The 15,850-nt window shown below is 75.8% G+C and carries 16 protein-coding genes; 3 read left to right on the top strand and 13 right to left on the bottom strand.

Annotated elements, in window-relative coordinates:
* The first annotated feature begins 120 nt into the window (after positions 1-120).
* Complete coding sequence (locus IEY75_RS13440) at positions 121-1,326, top strand: arginine deiminase (protein WP_189114652.1); 1,206 nt, start codon at positions 121-123, stop codon at positions 1,324-1,326.
* Positions 1,327-1,358: 32 nt separating this feature from the next.
* Here the strand turns inward: IEY75_RS13440 and IEY75_RS13435 are convergent, their stop codons facing one another.
* The 10 genes from IEY75_RS13435 to IEY75_RS13390 all read right to left on the bottom strand — a co-directional run bounded on the left by IEY75_RS13435 (position 1,359) and on the right by IEY75_RS13390 (position 11,191).
* Positions 1,359-2,285, bottom strand: coding sequence for a DUF5926 family protein (locus IEY75_RS13435; protein ID WP_229789654.1), 927 nt, complete (start codon positions 2,283-2,285; stop codon positions 1,359-1,361).
* Positions 2,286-2,346: 61 nt separating this feature from the next.
* Positions 2,347-2,784: an ATP-binding protein gene (locus tag IEY75_RS13430; RefSeq protein ID WP_189114651.1), complete on the bottom strand. Its 438-nt coding sequence runs from the start codon at positions 2,782-2,784 to the stop codon at positions 2,347-2,349.
* Between the two features lie 2 nt (positions 2,785-2,786).
* Positions 2,787-3,674, bottom strand: coding sequence for a sensor histidine kinase (locus IEY75_RS13425; protein WP_189114650.1), 888 nt, complete (start codon positions 3,672-3,674; stop codon positions 2,787-2,789).
* Positions 3,675-3,701: 27 nt separating this feature from the next.
* Positions 3,702-4,454: a glycerophosphodiester phosphodiesterase gene (locus IEY75_RS13420; protein WP_189114649.1), complete on the bottom strand. Its 753-nt coding sequence runs from the start codon at positions 4,452-4,454 to the stop codon at positions 3,702-3,704.
* A gap of 5 nt (positions 4,455-4,459) precedes the next feature.
* The gene (locus tag IEY75_RS13415; protein WP_189114710.1) at positions 4,460-4,780 is read right to left on the bottom strand and encodes a rhodanese-like domain-containing protein; all 321 of its coding nucleotides are present in this window, start codon (positions 4,778-4,780) and stop codon (positions 4,460-4,462) included.
* A gap of 50 nt (positions 4,781-4,830) precedes the next feature.
* Positions 4,831-6,297 carry an LCP family protein gene (locus tag IEY75_RS13410; protein WP_229789652.1) on the bottom strand — a complete coding sequence of 489 codons (1,467 nt, stop codon included), beginning with the start codon at positions 6,295-6,297 and terminating at the stop codon, positions 4,831-4,833.
* 330 nt (positions 6,298-6,627) lie between these two features.
* A complete protein-coding gene (locus IEY75_RS13405) occupies positions 6,628-7,815 on the bottom strand; it encodes an LCP family protein (protein WP_189114648.1) in 1,188 nt (395 codons plus the stop codon).
* A gap of 147 nt (positions 7,816-7,962) precedes the next feature.
* Complete coding sequence (locus tag IEY75_RS13400; RefSeq protein WP_229789650.1) at positions 7,963-8,532, bottom strand: flavin reductase family protein; 570 nt, start codon at positions 8,530-8,532, stop codon at positions 7,963-7,965.
* A gap of 61 nt (positions 8,533-8,593) precedes the next feature.
* The gene (locus IEY75_RS13395) at positions 8,594-10,132 is read right to left on the bottom strand and encodes a sugar transferase (RefSeq protein WP_189114646.1); all 1,539 of its coding nucleotides are present in this window, start codon (positions 10,130-10,132) and stop codon (positions 8,594-8,596) included.
* A gap of 201 nt (positions 10,133-10,333) precedes the next feature.
* Positions 10,334-11,191, bottom strand: coding sequence for an Fpg/Nei family DNA glycosylase (locus IEY75_RS13390; protein ID WP_189114645.1), 858 nt, complete (start codon positions 11,189-11,191; stop codon positions 10,334-10,336).
* Positions 11,192-11,342: 151 nt separating this feature from the next.
* Between IEY75_RS13390 and IEY75_RS13385 the strand changes: the two genes are divergently transcribed.
* Together IEY75_RS13385 and IEY75_RS13380 are read left to right on the top strand one after the other, a co-directional pair.
* A complete protein-coding gene (locus IEY75_RS13385; RefSeq protein WP_189114644.1) occupies positions 11,343-12,074 on the top strand; it encodes a maleylpyruvate isomerase family mycothiol-dependent enzyme in 732 nt (243 codons plus the stop codon).
* Positions 12,075-12,108: 34 nt separating this feature from the next.
* Positions 12,109-13,317, top strand: coding sequence for a glycosyltransferase (locus tag IEY75_RS13380; RefSeq protein WP_189114643.1), 1,209 nt, complete (start codon positions 12,109-12,111; stop codon positions 13,315-13,317).
* 6 nt (positions 13,318-13,323) lie between these two features.
* On the opposite strand, the gene IEY75_RS13375 is transcribed toward IEY75_RS13380, so the two are convergent.
* Genes IEY75_RS13375 through IEY75_RS13365 form a run of 3 tightly spaced genes read right to left on the bottom strand, consistent with a single transcriptional unit; the run spans position 13,324 to position 15,846 of the window.
* Positions 13,324-14,085, bottom strand: coding sequence for a CDP-alcohol phosphatidyltransferase family protein (locus IEY75_RS13375; RefSeq protein ID WP_189114642.1), 762 nt, complete (start codon positions 14,083-14,085; stop codon positions 13,324-13,326).
* Positions 14,060-15,127, bottom strand: coding sequence for an iron-containing alcohol dehydrogenase family protein (locus IEY75_RS13370; RefSeq protein WP_189114641.1), 1,068 nt, complete (start codon positions 15,125-15,127; stop codon positions 14,060-14,062). Before IEY75_RS13370 ends, IEY75_RS13375 begins: the two co-directional genes overlap by 26 nt.
* Positions 15,115-15,846, bottom strand: a complete 732-nt coding sequence (locus IEY75_RS13365) for a phosphocholine cytidylyltransferase family protein (RefSeq protein WP_189114640.1) — start codon at positions 15,844-15,846, stop codon at positions 15,115-15,117. The genes IEY75_RS13370 and IEY75_RS13365 overlap by 13 nt, the downstream gene beginning before the upstream one ends.
* Positions 15,847-15,850 lie beyond the last annotated feature (4 nt).

Raw genomic sequence — 15,850 nt, 5'->3', positions numbered from 1 at the left:
GATGAATAGGACAGATGAATATGTGACCGATTCACATCTTGCCTGTTCCCCCGAGGTCGCGCCGGCCCTAGGCTAAACGTCTCTGCGCGGCGCGCCGGGAAGTGTTCTACGCTGCGGCTTGTGACCCACTACGTCGACAGCGAGGTCGGACCGCTACGCACGGTGCTGCTCCACCGCCCCGGCGCCGAGCTGGCCAGGCTGACGCCCCGCAACAACGACTCGCTCCTGTTCGACGGGATCCCGTGGGTCGGCCGGGCCCAGGAGGAGCACGACGCCTTCGCCGAAGCGCTGCGCGGGCGCGACATCGAGGTCCTCTACCTTGGACAGCTCCTCACCGAGACCCTCGCCGTCCCGCGCGCCCGCGCCGAGCTGATCGCCGGGGCGCTCGCCGACCCGCGCCTGGGGGACACGCTGCGCGACGAGGTCGCCGACCACCTGGAGCAGCTCGCGGCGCCGGAGCTGGCCGGCGTCCTCACCGCGGGGCTCGCCTGGGAGGAGCTGCGCGCGGCCGGCGGCGGCCGGGGCCTGGTCTACAGCCTGATGGACCCCCACTCGTTCGTGGTCGACCCGCTGCCCAACCTGCTGTTCACCCGCGACTCCTCTACCTGGGTGCGCGGCCACGTCGCCGTGACCAGCCTGGCGATGCCGGCCCGGCGGCGGGAGACCACGATCACCCGGGCGATCTACCGGCACCACCCGCGCTTCGTCGGTACGCCGCTGCTCTACGAGCCGGGGCTGGAGCTGGTCGAGGGCGGTGACGTGCTCCTGCTCGCCCCGGGCGTCCTCGCCGTCGGCGTCGGCGAGCGCACCACGCCGGCCGGCGCCGAGCGGCTGGCCCGCCGGGCGTTCCTCCGGGAACTGGCGCACACCGTGCTCGTGGTCCCGATCGCCCAGCAGCGGGCGACCATGCACCTGGACACCGTCTGCACGATGGTCGACGTCGACGCGGTGGTCATGTACCCGAACCTGGCCGACGACCTGGTCGCGTACGCCGTCCGCCGCGGCGGCGACGGGGAGCCGGTCGTCGGCAAGCCGGAGCCGTTCCTGGTGGCGGCCGCGGCCGCCATGGGCATCGACCGGCTGCGCATCATCGACACCGGCCTCGACCCGGTGACCGCCGAGCGCGAGCAGTGGGACGACGGCAACAACACGCTGGCCATCGCCCCGAAGGTCTGCGTCGCGTACGAGCGCAACGTGGAGACCAACGCCCAGCTTGAGCACGCGGGCATCGAGGTCATCCGGATCGCCGGCTCGGAGCTGGGCTCCGGGCGGGGCGGACCGCGCTGCATGTCGTGCCCGATCGTGCGCGAGGCCGTCCCGGCCTGAGCCGCCGCGACCGCGGGCCAGGCGGCGGCCGGTCAGCGCAGGCTGAGCTGCCGGCCCAGCAGGCCCTGCCGGGCCCGCCGCTGCTCGGCGGTGAGCGGGCTGTCGTCGGCCAGCGCCGCGGCGTACCGCCCGGCCAGCGCCGCCACCGCCGGCTCCCAGCTCTCCGCGGGCGCGTCGTGCGGCAGGTCCCACACCGGCGCCAGCCGCCCGTGCACCCGGAACATGCCCGCGAACTTCGTGTCGTCGCCGAGCAGCAGCTCGCCGGCCGCGGCGAGCCGCGCCAGGGCGGCCAGGGCCGCGTCCTCGTCGTCGGCCAGTACCCAGCGCACGTGCGCGCGCGCCGCCGCCTGGCACCAGTAGGCGCCGGAGGCCGCCGCCAGCTTGCGGGTCGGGTACGCGGCGGCGTTCGCCTGCTCCAGGACGGCGGCCCACTGCGGGGAGTCCGCGCCCTCCGGCCCGGCCCAGAACGCGAACCCGTCGTGCACCGTGACGTCCAGCGGGCCGTCCACGATCACGTCGGCCAGGCGCGGCCCCTCGCCGGGCAGCGGCGGTACCGCCACCGGGCGGCCGGGCTCGGTCTCCAGGGCGGCGAGCAGGGAGCAGGCCAGGTCGCGGTTGACGTCCCCGGACTGCTGCTGCCGCTGGAGCGCCAGCACGATCTGCCCGTCGGGCCGGACGATCACCGGAGCGGCGCCGGGCAGCACGCTGACCAGCAGGACGTCCGGGTCGCCGTGGGCCGCCGCCAGCTCCGGGGCCAGGGTCAGCGGCGCGGTGGCCGCCGGTACGAGTTCGCGCAGCGCGATCCACTCCGCCTCGTCGGCCAGCCCCTCGAACGGGCGGACGACGAAGACGTCGCGGACCTTCTCGCGCGGGGCGGCGCCGCGGGTACCGGTGCGGCGCGGGGCGCTGGTGCGGGGGCCGCTCGTGCGGGGGCCGCTGTTCTTCCGACGCTTGCTCACGGGCAACCACCCTAGTGCACGCGGCGGGGCCCCGGCAGCCGTCGCCGGCACCCCGCCGCGGTCAGCAGGCGGCGCGACTGGCGGCGCGCAGCGCGGACAGCCGCGCCCACACGCTCTGGCCCAGGCCGTCGCGGTCCACTCCCCACCGGTCGGCGAGCGCCTCCACGATGCCCAGCCCGCGGCCGCCGGTGGCCTCCGGGCCGGGGGTGCGCGCCCGCGGCAGGGCCACCTCGGAGCCGCCGTCGGTCACCCGGACCTCGACCACGACGTCCCCGTCGTCGGGGGCCAGCCGCCAGGCCACCCGGACCACGCCGCCGGGCAGCGGCGCGGCGTGCCGGACGGCGTTGCCGACGAGTTCGGCCACGACGGCGACGACGTCGAGCAGGAGGGCGCCGGTGACCGCGCCGGAGAGTTCGGCGGCGAGCCGGTGCCGGGCCACCCGGGCGCCGCGGGCGTGGTGCGGCACCACGAGGCACCAGGCCCGTTCCGCGACGGCCATCGTCACTCTCCCGCCTCCTGCGACCGCACCGGCGGCGGCGCCTGCGCGCCGGCCGGGCCGGGCACCGCGCCGCCGGACGGGGCTGCCCTCGCGCGCGGTAGGCGCACCTCTGCGACCGTACCTCCCCCCTCGCGGGGACGTAAGGAGACCCATCCGTTTTGTCGTTCAACGATCCGGCGCACCAGATAGAGGCCGAGACCGGCGCCGCCGCGGCGCCTGCGGTAGCCGTCGTCGTCGGTGCGGCCGAGGGTCCGCGGGCCGCGCGGGGCTGGCACGGCGACCTGGTCGCCCTGCCAGAACCGGTCGAAGACCCGCTCGGCGTACTCCGGCCGCACGCCGATGCCCGAGTCGCTGACCCGGAAGTACGCGGCGCCGGCCGCGGTGCCGGCGGTCAGCCAGATCGGCGAGCCCACCGGCGAGTACTTGTCGGCGTTGGTCGTCAGCTCGGTCAGGATCGTCGGCAGGCTGGCCGGGTCCCCCAGCGCCCCCGGCAGGCCGGCGGGCAGTTGCACGACCAGCCGCCGGGCCAGGTCCGCGGGGAGCGCGGCGACGGCCGCCCGCAGCCCGTCGACCAGGTCGAACGGCACCGGCGGGGCCCCGCTGGCCGGATCGGCCTCGCTGGCGGCGGACAGCAGCCGGTCCACCAGCCGGGCCAGGTCGCCGGCGCGTTCGCTGATCACCCGGGCCGCCTCCCGGCGGTCCTCCTCGGGCAGGTGCTCCCAGTGGTTGGCCAGGGTGTCCGCGTACCCCTTGATGACCGTCACCGGCGTGCGCAGCTCGTGGCTGGTCGCCGCGATGAACAGGTCCCGGTCGCGGTCGAGCCGCTGCCGCGAGACCTGCCGCCGGCCCGGCGGCAGCGGACCGTCCACGATGTCGGGGTGCTCGACCATCCGCCAAGTGTGCCCCGGCCGCGGCAGTTACCGAAGTCGATGCCGCACCGCGTCCGGCCGGTCGGTGATGATGCCGTCCACGCCGTGCCGGAGGGCGAGGTCGACCTCGGCGTCGGTGTTGACCGTCCAGAGGTACAGCCGCTTGCCGGCGGCGCGCAGCGCGGCGGCCAGGCCGGGGCGCGAGCGCAGCAGGGCGACGCTCGGCCCGGCGATCGGCGCGCCGAACGGGACCCGGCCGGTCCGCAGCCCCGGCGGCAGCAGGTCGAGCAACTGCACCGTGGGTACGCCCGGCAGGAGCTGCCGGACCCGCCGGACCGCGCTCGGCGCGAACGACATCGCGGTGACCCCCACCGGCCGCCCGCCCGGCCGGTCCAGGCCGTGCCGGCGCAGCGTGGCGTGCAGGGCGCGCTCCACCGCGGCGCCGTACCGGCTCGGGTGCTTGGTCTCCACCAGCAGCTCGACCGGGCGGCCCGCCGCGGCGGCGACGTCGATCAGCTCGTCGAGCACCACGACCGTCGCCGGCCGGCCGGCGCCGTGCCACGAGCCGAAGTCCAGCGCGCGCAGCTCCGCCAGCGTGAGCTGGGAGACCCGGCCGCGGCCGTCGCTGGTCCGGTCGACGCGGCGGTCGTGGACGCAGACCAGGTGCCCGTCGCGGGTCAGCCGGACGTCGCACTCCACGCCGTCCGCGCCGTCGGCGAACGCCCGCTCGTACGCGGCCAGGGTGTTCTCCGGCTGGGCGGCCGAGGCGCCGCGGTGGGCGAAGACCAGCGGGGCGGCCACCGCCGTCAGATGACCCGCGCGGGCTGGCCGTCGTCGCTGACCATCGGCCGGGCGGCGCCCGCCCAGGCCTGCATACCGCCGTCCAGGTTGCGCAGGTTGTCGTACCCGTGGCCCTGGAGGTACGCGATGACCTGCGCGGACCGCTTGCCCGACCGGCAGGCCACGACCACGGGCCGGTCGCGGGGGATCTCGCCGATCCGCGCGGGTACCTCCATCATCGGCAGGTGCACGGCGCCCTCGGCGTGCCCGGCCTGCCACTCGTCCGACTCGCGCACATCCAGCACGACGACACCGTCGTCCACCGCTGCCGGCGCCACCTGCTCCATGTCCCGACTCACGCCCACCACCTTATTCCCCCGGCGGCGCGCGGGGCGGGTCAGCGGGCGGTGGAGATGAAGTGCGGGTGTCCGACCAGCCAGCCGGCCAGGTCGCCGTCGCGGATGGCGTGCATCATGCCCAGGCTCTCGTCGCTGAGCTTCTCGACGGAGGTCTCGCCGACCTGGTCGGAGTTGAACGTGCCGGCGTTGGTCCTGACCATCACCAGGTCCCGGGCGGCGATGCCGCGCAGGGTGAAGGCGAAGTCGGCCACCGGTACCGCGCCGGTGTCCACGGTCAGCGCCCTCCCGGCGGCCCGGACCAGCCCGTCGAGCCGGCGCAGGTCGCGGCCGGCGCCGGTGGCCATCGCCTCCCTGGCGATGCCCTTGACGAGCTGCTGCTGGTGCCGCTGCCGGTCGTAGTCGCCGTTGGGCAGGCCGTACCGCTGCCGGGAGAAGTCCAGCGCCTCCCACCCGGCCATCTTCTTGCAGCCCCGGCGGTGCCGGACCGGCGGGCCCTCGCCTGGCTCGCTGTTCCACCGGGGCTGCCCGTCGACGTACTTCATGTGGATCGAGGAGACGGCGTGGTCCACGCACATGGTGACCCCGCCGAGCGCGTCGATGACCCGCTTGAAGCCGCCGAAGTCGATGATCGCCGCGCCGTTGAAGGTGATGCCGGTGAGCTGGTGCAGGGTCTCGCCGACGAGCTGCGCGCCGCCCTCGCGCCCGGCCCCGTTGCGGGACCCGAAGTAGAACGCCTCGGTGATCTTGTCCATCCCGCCGCCGAAGCCGCTGCGCCGGGAGGCGGGGATGGGCACGTAGGAGTCACGCGGCACCGAGACCAGGTACGCCTGGTCGTGGCTCGCCGGGATGTGCAGGATGATGATCGAGTCCGAGCGCATGTCGCCCTTGTTGTCCGAGCGCTCGTCGACGCCCAGCAGCAGCATGTTGACCGGGCCCGCCAGGTCGGTGCCGGCCGCGGCCGTGGCGCCCCCGGAGAGCAGGTTGGCCTGGTTGACGGCGCCGGTGTACCGCCGCTCCAGGAACGCGCTGGCCGCCAGCGCGCCGCCGCTGACGATCATCAGCGTCGCCCCGAACCCGGCGCACAGCCGCGCCCAGAGCGGGGCGCGGCGCCGGGTGCCGGCACCCGGCGCCGCGGGCGGGGCGTCGCCGGTGGAGGCCGGGTCCGCCGCGGGCGGAGCGGGGAAGCCGGCGGGCGCCCGGTCCGCCGGGGGCGCGGGGGCGGGCACCGCGGCCGGGGCGGTGGTCGCGGCAGCGGCCGTCACCGGGGCGGTGCCGTTGGCGGTGGCGGTGGCGTCAGCCGGGACGTGGGCACCGGCCAGGACGGTGGCGGTGGCATTGGCATTGGCGGCGGGCGCGGGGACAGCCGCGGCTACGGGAGCGGGGTGGGCGGCGGCGGGCGGGGTGCCGGCGGGCCGCGGGACCGCTCCGGTGGTGTACGTCGTGCCCGCCGGTCGCGGTCCGGGAGCGTCGGCGTGCGGCTCGCCGAGCGGGGTCTGGACACCCATCGTGGTCGCACTCCTCTCCAGGTGGGCGGCGTCGCGGAGCACCACTGTAATGACCCTGCCTGACTACGGGAAGTCACCACGGGCGGCGCGGTACGGCTCCGCCGCAGCTCGGGCGGGGTGGTCGCAGCAGGCTACCCGAACCGGCAGGGCGGACCGGCCGTCCGCGCCGCGCGTGCCGACGACCGGCCGACAACCCGACCGGGGGACACCGGCGCGCCGCGCCCGCGCGGGCGCACGCCGGGCGGGGGGACGGGGAGGCCCCGTCCGGTGGTCACCCGGGCGGGGGAGGGGCGACCGCGCGGGCCGGCCGCGGCCCGGCGTGTCGCGGGGTCACTTCGGGTTGGCCTTCACCCAGTCGGCCAGCCGGTCGCGGGCGATGGCCTGGTACAGCCCCAGCGCCTTCTCCCGGTCGCTGACCACCACCGACTCGCCGTTGATGTCCTGGCTGCCCAGGTGCGGGCTGGTCATGAACGTGAGGTTCTGGCTGCGCAGGCCGCGGAACTGGAGCGCCATGTCGACCAGCGAGAAGTCCTTGTCGGCGGTCAGCGACCGGGTGGCGGCCTTGAGGAAGGCGTTGAGCTTGGCGGGGTTCGTGATGGTCCCCGAACTGGCGGCCTTGTCCATCAGCGCCCGCAGGAACATCTGCTGGTGCTTCACCCGGGTGAAGTCGCCGTCGGCGTACTGCTTGCGCTGCCGGACGTAGTCCAGCGCCTCGAACCCGGTGAAGTGCCGCTTGCCCTTCTTGTACGTGCGGAACGGCTTGTGGATCGAGGTGATCGTCTGGTCGACGGTCATGTCGACGCCGCCGAGGGCGTTGGTGACGTCCTTGAAGCCGGCGAAGTCGATGGCGACCACGTGGTCCATCCGCACGTCGCTGAAGCACTCGACAGTGCGGACGAGCTGCGGCAGCCCGCCGAACGCGAACGCCGCATTGATCTTGGCGCGCTCGCCCCGGCAGCCGTTGCTGCCGGCCTCGACGACCGGGACGTACAGGTCGCGCGGGAGCGAGACGAGGTACGCGTTCTGGTGGTCGGCCGGGATATGCATGATCATCATGGTGTCGGCGCGCCACTCGCTGGCCTTGTCCAGCGTCGCGTCCGGGTCGCGGGAGTCGGAGCCGACCAGGAGCATGTTGACCGCGCCGTTGACCGTCTTGGTCGGGCGTCCCCCGGTCAGCGCCGAGAACGGGTCGGTCCGCGTGAGGTTCTTGTTCAGGGTGTTGCCGTACAGCGACAGGCCGCCCACGAACAGCAGGCCGAGCACGACCGCCGCGGCGACCACGACCAGGGCGATCCGGCCCCAGCGCGGCTTGCCCCTGCGGACCGGGCGGCGCGGCGGCGGGCCGCCGTAGACGCGGCTGGCGGCGGGCGGCCGGGTCGCCCGGCCGGCGCGGTCGGCCGGCGGGCCGCCGTCGCGGACGCCGACGCTGGCCCGGCCGGCGGGGCGCGCGGCACCACCGGCGGCGGTGTGGCCGGTGGGGTTGCCGGCGTTACTGCCGGGGCGGCGCGGCGAAGACATGGGTCCAGATTACGTACCGCGGACAAGATCAGGGGCATTCAACGCCGTGCGTGCGCCAGGTCGGCCCGGACGACGAACGGCCGGGAACGTCCAGACGGGATCCACGCGCCGCCCGGCGTAGCCCCAAATAGGCACAAATAGGATTTTTCAGTCAGAGAGCGTCCGGTACCGGCCGCGGTAGTGCACGAGCGGCGGCAACGACGCCCCCAGCTCGGCCACCTCCACGGTCGCCTCGACCAGCAGCGCCCAGCCGTACGGCCGCGTCCCGTCGACCCGGCAGCCGGCCCACGTCGCCCCCACCGGCACCGGCCCGTACCCGGTCTCCACCCAGTCCCCCTCGCGGAACGGCCCGCCGGGCGCCGGCATCAGCCCGGCGAACCGGTCGGCGACCTGGCGGTCGGCCGCGGCCAGTACCGCCACGGCGAACCGGCCCGCGGTCAGGCCGTCCCAGAGCGCCGACTCGTCGTCCACGAGCCCGAGCAGCCGGGCCGGCTCGCCGTCGGCCACCACCGTCGAGGAGACGGTCAGGCCGACCGGCCCGCGGGGGCCGTACGCCGTCCAGACCGTGATGCCCGCCGCCAGGCGCCCGCGCAGCCGCCGCACCGGCGAGCGGTCCGCCTCCGGTGTGGCAAACGGGTCACCCCGATGGATCCAGCCGCCCGGCTCCTCGCTCACCATGCCCCCATCCTGCCCGAGCGCGGCCCGGCCCGCCCGCACACTGCCCGTCCCGGAACCCGGGCCACGTCCTGGCGGCCGCCCGGCCGGCCGCGGCGGGCGGTCAGTAGGCGCCCTTGCGGGCCAGCACCACGCCGACCGTGCGCCACAGGATCGCCAGGTCGTAGGTCAGCGACCAGTTGTCCACGTAGTACAGGTCCAGCCGCACGGCCTCCTCCCAGCTCAGGTCCGAGCGCCCCGACACCTGCCACAGCCCGGTGATCCCCGGCCGCACCAGCAGCCGGCGCCGGACGTCGCCCAGGAAGTCGCCGTTGTCCGCCGGCAGCGGCCGCGGCCCCACCAGCGACATCTCGCCGAACAGTACGTTGATCAACTGGGGCAGCTCGTCGACCGAGGTGGCCCGCAGCAGCCGGCCGGCGCGGAAGACGCGCGGGTCCTCGCGCATCTTGAAGAACATGCCGTCGCTCTCGTTGTAGTTCTGCAGCGAGGCGAGCCGCTCCTCCGCGTCGGTGTACATGGTGCGGAACTTCCAGACCCGGAACGTGCGGCCCTCCACGCCCACCCGGGGCTGCCGGAAGAACACGGGCCCCGGATCGGAGATCTTGATGCTCAGCGCGACGGCCAGCAGCAGCGGCGAGAGCAGGATCAGCCCGGCCGCCGCGGCCACCCGGTCCAGCAGGTTCTTCGCCAGCCAGGACAGGCCCGACAGCGTCGGCTCCTCGACGTGCAGCAGCGGCAGGCCCTCGATGGGCCGGATGTGCACCCGCGGGCCGGCGATGTCGGTGAGCTGCGGCGCGACGATCAGGTCGACCCCGGTGCCCTCCAACTGCCACGCCAGCCGGCGCAGCTCGCCCGGCTCGGTGCTGGCCGCGCCGCAGACGGCGATCGTGTCGGCGCCGAGCCGGTGCACCAGGCCGGGGACGTCGCGGGCGTCGTACACCGGCACCGGGGTCTGCATCCCCCGGGTCGCCGCGAAGCCCTCGGTCACGCTGATCGCCACGGGCACCAGCCCGGCGTCGGGGTTGCGGGTGACCGCGGCGTGCACCTCCAGCGCCTCCGGCAGCGTGCCGAGCAGGATCATCTGGTGGGTGGCGGCCCCGCTGCGGCGGCGCAGCCAGTGCAGCACCTCCCGGGCGCACCGGCGCAGGATCAGGATCGCCACCAGCGACGCCACCAGGACCACCGCCACCGACAGCCGGGACAGCTGCGTCTTGGTGGAGAACGCCAGGAACGACACCGACGCCGCGACGCCCACCGACGCCCGGATGACCCGCTTGAACTCCTCGGTGCCCAGCCCGAGGTGCCGACGGTCGTAGGCGCCGTTGGCCCAGAGCATGACCAGCCAGCCGACGGGCAGCAGGACGTAGGCCACCGTGTAGAACCACAGCTCGTTCTCGCCGCTGGCCAGGCCGGAGGACACCTGGTCGAGGGTGGCGTGCGCGATGGCGCTGGCCTCGATGGTGGCCGCCAGGTCGAGCAGGATCAGGGCGCCGGTGTACGGCCGGTGCCAGCGGGCCGCCCGGCGGGCGCGCGACCACGCCGTGCGCACCACCCCGCTGGTGGTGGGCTCGTCCGGTGGCTCGCTGTGCCGCACGGGCTCGCTCCGATCGGGCGAGGCCGGGCGTTCGAGGCTCGCTGTCACACCCGTGTCCTCCCGGGAGAACCGCCCTCGCGTCAGTCCACTGCGCCCCCGCCGGCCGGCGACGGCGGTACGCCCGGCGGGACGCGCGTACCGCGACACCGAGGCCGGAGCAACTATACCGACGCCCGTTTCCTGTCAGGGTCGGCGATAGTCACCATAATGTGGGGTAACTGAAATGGATATGCGACCGTTACCGGCGCGTCACCGCACGAACCTCGACGTACGCCGGTCGGCCAGCGGCCGGCCCTGCGTCTGACAGCCGGGACAGTACTGGAGGCTGGAGTCCGCGAACGACACCTCCCGGACCGTGGCGCCGCACACCGGGCACGGCAGCCCCGCCCGCGCGTGCACCCGCAGCCCCGAGCGCTTCTCCGCCTTCAGCGTCGCCGCCCGCTGCCCGACCGACCGCGCCACCGCGTCGGTGAGCGTCGCCCGCATCGCCGCGTGCAGGTCGGCGTACTGCGCGTCGGTCAGCTTGTGGGTGAGCGCGAACGGCGAGAGCCGGGCGGCGTGCAGGATCTCGTCGGAGTACGCGTTGCCGATCCCGGCGACGACCGACTGCGCGGTCAGCGCGCTCTTGACCTGCCCCCGGCGGCCGCGCAGCCGGTCGGCGAACGTCGCCGGGTCCACCGCCAGCGCGTCCGGCCCCAGCGCCGCCACCCCCGGCACCTGGGCCGGCGCCGGCACCACGTACGCGGCCAGGCCCTTCTTCGTGCCGGCCTCCGTCAGGTCGAAGCCCGACCCGTCGTCGCACACCACCCGCAGCGCGATCGGCCCCTTGCCCGGCTTCAGCGGGGCCGACCCGACGGCGTCGCGGTAGTGCAGCCAGCCCGCGCGGGCCAGGTGGACCACCAGGTGCAGGTCGCCGTCCAGGCCCAAATCCAGGAACTTGCCGTGCCGGCCCGCGCCGGTGACCCGGCGGCCCACGAGCGCCGTCACCGGCGGGTTGTACGTCTTCAGCGCGCTGATCGCCGCCACGTCGACGCGCCGGACCTCCAGGCCCACCGCCCGCTCGCGCAGGAAGGCGGCCAGGGCCTCGACCTCGGGCAACTCCGGCACCCGCCCACCGTACCCAGCCGGCCCGGCCCGCGGGTCGGCCATCGGTCCCCGCGCCCCCACCCGGCCGGTCACCCCGCCGTCGGTCCCGCGCCGCCACCCGGGCGGTCGACCCGGCGGGTTAGCGGGCGGGCCGCGCGGGGAAGCGGGAACCATGGCCATCCACTCCGAACGGGCCGTCGCGACGGCCTGGCTGTGTGCCCTGGACGACGCCACGTCCCGGCTGCTCGGCGCGGCCGCCGCGCTCGGCGAGGGGGACGCCCGGCGGCCCTCGCTGCTGCCCGGCTGGTCCCGGGCCCACGTCCTCACCCACCTCGCCCGCGGCGCCGACTCCCGGGTCCGGCTGCTGACCGCCGCCCGCACCGGCGCGGACATCCCCCAGTACACCAGCGGGCAGGACCGCGAACGGGAGATCGCCCACGGGGCGAACCGGCCGCTGGCCGCGATCCGCGCGGACCTCGCCGCCTCCGCCGCCCGGCTCCGGCGCGCCGTGCTCGCGCACCCCGCCGACCGCTGGGACCGGTACGTGCGCTGGCTCGGCGGCGTCCACCGCCCCGCCCGCGCGGTCCTGCCCAGCCGGCTGCGCGAGCTGGAGATCCACCACGTGGACCTGGCGGTGGCCTACACCCCGCGGCACTGGGCGCCGTCGTTCGTCCACCAGGAACTGGCCGACACCGCCGCGGCACTGCGCCGCGGCGGGGCGCTCGCCGACCTGCTGCTGCACGCCACCGACACCGGGCAGCGGCTGCCGCTGGGCCGGCGCCCGCTGCGGACCGTCCGCGCGACCTCGCCGACGCTGCTGATGTGGCTCGCCGGGCGGCCCACCGCCACCACCCTCCACGTACACCCGCCGGGGCCGCTGCCGGCGCCGCCCGCCTGGCGGTAGACCGGCCGCCCGGCGGCGGCGATAGGTTGGGCGGGTGAAGGTGGTCGTGGCGCACAACCGGTACCGCAGTGTCCTGCCCTCCGGGGAGAACGTGATCGTCGACCAGGACATCGCCGAGCTGCGCGCCGCGGGGGCGCAGGTGCTGCCGTTCCTGCGCGACTCCGACGACATCCCCGCCATGTCCACGCTCGACAAGGCGCTGCTGCCCGCCTCGCCGCTGTACAACGGGCGCGCGCAGCGCGAGCTGGCCGCGCTCCTGCGCCGGACCCGGCCCGACGTCCTGCACCTGCACAACCCGTACCCGCTGCTGTCGCCGTGGGTGGTCCGCACCGCGCACCGGCACGGGGTGCCCGTGGTGCAGACGGTGCACAACTACCGCCAGGTCTGCTCCCCCGGCCTGTACTTCCGCGACGGCGGGATCTGCACCGACTGCCGGGGCCGGGCGCTGGGCTGGCCGGGGGTGCGCCACGCCTGCTACCGGGACAGCCGGGCGCAGAGCGCGGTCATGGCGGTGGCACTCGCCGCGCACCGGCCCACCTGGCGGTCCGTCGACCGGTACCTGGCCCTCACCTCCGGCATCGCCGCCCACCTGGGCGACTACGGCATCCCCGCCGACCGGATCGCGGTCAAGCCGAACTCCATCCCGGACCCCGGCCCGCCGGCACCGGCCGGCGACGGCTTCCTGTTCTACGGCCGGTTCGCCCCCGAGAAGGGCCTCGGCCTGCTGCTGGACGCCTGGCACCGGCACCCCGACGGCGCCCTGGGGCCGCTGCGGCTGGCCGGCGACGGCCCGCAGCGGGAGCTGGCCGAGCGGGCCGCGGCCAGCCGCGCGGACGTCAGCTACCTCGGCCCGCTGGACCGCGACGGCGTCCGCGCGGCGCTGGCCGCCTCGTCGGTGGTGCTGGCGGTACCGACCTGGCACGACGTCCTGCCGACCGTCGTGATCGAGGCGCTCGCCGCGGGACGCCCGGTGCTCGGCACCGCGCTCGGCGGCGTGCCGTACCTGGTGGGCGTGGGGGCGGCGGTGGCGCCCGGGGCGGCGAGCCCGGTCACCGCGCTCACGGCCGGCGCGGCCGGCTGGGTGGTGCCGCCGCGGGCCGACGACCTGGCCGCCGCCCTGCCGGCGGTCCGGGCGGCGGCACCGGGCCTGGCGGGGGCGGCGCGGGACCGGTACCTGGCGACCTTCCACCCGGACGTGGTGACCGCGCAGTTGCTGGCGGTGTACGCGGCGGTGGCCCGGTAGCCGGGCTCAGGGGCGGGGCGCGGCCGGGGTGCCGGGGGTCGGTCGGGTCGCGGCGGCGATGCTGGCCAGCAGGAAGCCGCCGTTGACGAGGGTGAAGGCGGTCACCACCCAGACCGTCGCCGCCGGCGCGACCGTCAGCACCACGCCCGCCAGCGCGACCACCGCGCCGTAGTCGCGCACGAGCTTCACCGCGCGCGCCGCCGGTGCCGTCGAGGTCACCAGGCTCTCCGCCTGGGGCCCGCTCGCCAGGACCGACGTCACCAGGTTGACCATCCAGGTGCCGGCGAAGGCCGCCAGGAGCCAGCCCGGGGTGTCCGGGCGCTGGGCCGCCGCCGTCGCCGCCAGGGCCGTGACCAGGGCGATCTGCGCGGCGACGTCGCAGAGGATGTCCAGGCGCGCGCCGCGCGGGCTGCTGCGGCCGGTCACCCGGGCGAGCTGGCCGTCCGCGCAGTCGAACGCGTACGCGGCCTGCCAGCCGAGCAGCGCGGCGAGGCCGACCGGCCACGCGGGCGACCGCCCGGCGGCCACCGCCCCGGCGAGCGCGACCACGGTGACCGACGTGGCCAGCCCGAGGAGCAGGTTCACCAGCGTCAGCGCCCGCGGCGTCAGCCGTGCCCGCGCGCCGCCGAGCGCGATCAGCGCGCCGAGCCGCTGGCTCACCGCCTCGGAGAACAGGCCGCCGCCGCGGTTGACCGCGTAGAAGTCGGCGTACCGGTGGGCGGGGCGGGACTGGCGGGCCGGCTCAGACGGCGACTGCGGCGAGGGCATCGGCGTAGTCTGCCAGGCGGGTGCCCGCCGCCACGCGGTCCAGGTCCAGGTGTTCCAGGATCGTGTACCGGTCGGGTCGGGTCTGCGGCGCCCGGACCAGCGCCTCGGCCAGCAGGTCGTCGTCGACGCCCAGCTCGGCGGCGGTCCGCGGCAGGCCGTGCCGGTGCAGGCAGCGGGCGAGCTGGGCGAACCGCGACCGCTCGCCGCGCAGGTACGTGCACACCAGCGCCCCGAGCCCCACCTGCGCCCCGTGCGACGCGGTGCCGGGGGCCAGCTCGTCGAGCGCGTGCGAGATCTCGTGGCAGCCGCCGGAGGCCGGCCGGCTCGACCCGCACACCGCCATCGCCAGCCCGCCGAGGATCAGCGCCTCGGCCAGGACCGTCAGGAAGTCGTCGTCGGCGATGCCGCCCGGGTGGTTGAGCAGCGCCTCCGCCCCGGTCCGGGCGAGCGTCACCGCCAGGCCGTCCAGCGGCTCGCCCCGGACCCGGTGGGCGAGTTCCCAGTCGGCGACGGCGTTGAGGTTGCTGACCGCGTCGCCGACGCCGGCCCGGGTCTGGGCGTCCGGCCCGTCCTCGACGAAGTCGAGGTCGACGACGACGGCGATCGGGATGTGCACGCCGTAGGAGCCCTTGCGGCCCTGGTGCTCCAGCGAGGCCACCGGCGAGGCGATGCCGTCGTTGGCCAGCGACGTCGCCACGGTCACCATCGGTACGGCGTACCGCGAGGCCGCGTACTTCGCGGTGTCAATGGTCTTGCCGCCGCCGATCCCGACCACCGCGTCGTAGCTGCGGGCGCGCAACTGGTCCCCCAGGTCGTGGGCGGCGTCGAGCGTCCCCCCGGTGACCGGGAACAGGTCGGCGCGGCCCAGCCCCGGCCGGCACAGGTCGGCGATCCGCTCCCCCTGTCCGGGGCCGACGACCAGGGCCACGTCGCCGCCGGCCGAGATCCGCCGGTCGGCGAGCAGCGGCCCCAGTTCGGCGATCGCCCCGCGCCGGACCTCGATGGCCAGCGGGGTGTTAACCGTGCGGGCTAGTAGCGGCACGCGATCTCCCGGGCCCGGGTCAGGTCGGCGTGGTTGTCGACCTCCACCCAATCGACCGTGCCGATCGTGGCCGCCCGGACCTCCCCGCCGCGCGCGGCGAACTCCTGGTAGCCGTCCTCGTAGTACAGGTCCGGGTCCCGCTCCCAGGTCGCCTTCAGCGCCTCGGCCAGCGGCCCGGCAGCGTGCGGCTCGATCAGGGTGGCGCCGATGTACTCGCCGAACGCCGCCTCCGGCGGCATCAGCTTGGTGATCCGGGTGAGCCGGCCCTCGGCGTCGAAGACGGTCTTCATCTCCTCCTCGGCCAGCGCCTTGACGTCGTCGACGGCCAGCAGGACGCCGGGTCCGCGCTGGGCCAGCAGGGTCTTCTCGACGCTGACCGGGTGGACGGTGTCGCCGTTGACCAGCAGCGCGCCCGCGGCGAAGTGGTCGCGGGCCAGCCACAGGGAGTACGCGTTGTTCCACTCCTCGGCCCGGTCGTTGTGGACCAGGGTGAGCCGCACGCCGTACCGCTCCTCCAGCGCCGCCCGGCGGGCCTGGACCGCCTCGGCCCGGTAGCCGACGACCACGGCCACGTCGGTCAGCCCGACCTCGGCCAGGTTGCGCAGCGCGATGTCCAGGATGGTGATTTCGCCGTCGACCGGGACCAGGGCCTTGGGCAGCGTGTCCGTGTACGGACGCAGCCGCCGCCCGGCGCCGGCCGCGAGTACGAGCCCGATCATGGAG

Origin of the sequence: Pilimelia terevasa, assembly GCF_014647915.1 — a bacterium.
GTDB lineage: Bacteria > Actinomycetota > Actinomycetes > Mycobacteriales > Micromonosporaceae > Pilimelia > Pilimelia terevasa.
The sequence above is the reverse complement of the archived record's forward strand: the minus strand, read 5'-3'. Positions and strand labels throughout refer to the sequence as shown.

Bases quoted from the DNA above. Each gene is read 5' to 3' on its own strand.
- IEY75_RS13430 (WP_189114651.1), bottom strand. From the start codon at position 2,784: ATGGCCGTCGCGGAACGGGCCTGGTGCCTCGTGGTGCCGCACCACGCC.
- IEY75_RS13425 (WP_189114650.1), bottom strand. From the start codon at position 3,674: ATGGTCGAGCACCCCGACATCGTGGACGGTCCGCTGCCGCCGGGCCGG.
- IEY75_RS13415 (WP_189114710.1), bottom strand. From the start codon at position 4,780: ATGGAGCAGGTGGCGCCGGCAGCGGTGGACGACGGTGTCGTCGTGCTG.
- IEY75_RS13410 (WP_229789652.1), bottom strand. From the start codon at position 6,297: ATGGGTGTCCAGACCCCGCTCGGCGAGCCGCACGCCGACGCTCCCGGA.
- IEY75_RS13405 (WP_189114648.1), bottom strand. From the start codon at position 7,815: ATGTCTTCGCCGCGCCGCCCCGGCAGTAACGCCGGCAACCCCACCGGC.
- IEY75_RS13385 (WP_189114644.1), top strand. From the start codon at position 11,343: ATGGCCATCCACTCCGAACGGGCCGTCGCGACGGCCTGGCTGTGTGCC.
- IEY75_RS13375 (WP_189114642.1), bottom strand. From the start codon at position 14,085: ATGCCCTCGCCGCAGTCGCCGTCTGAGCCGGCCCGCCAGTCCCGCCCC.
- IEY75_RS13365 (WP_189114640.1), bottom strand. From the start codon at position 15,846: ATGATCGGGCTCGTACTCGCGGCCGGCGCCGGGCGGCGGCTGCGTCCG.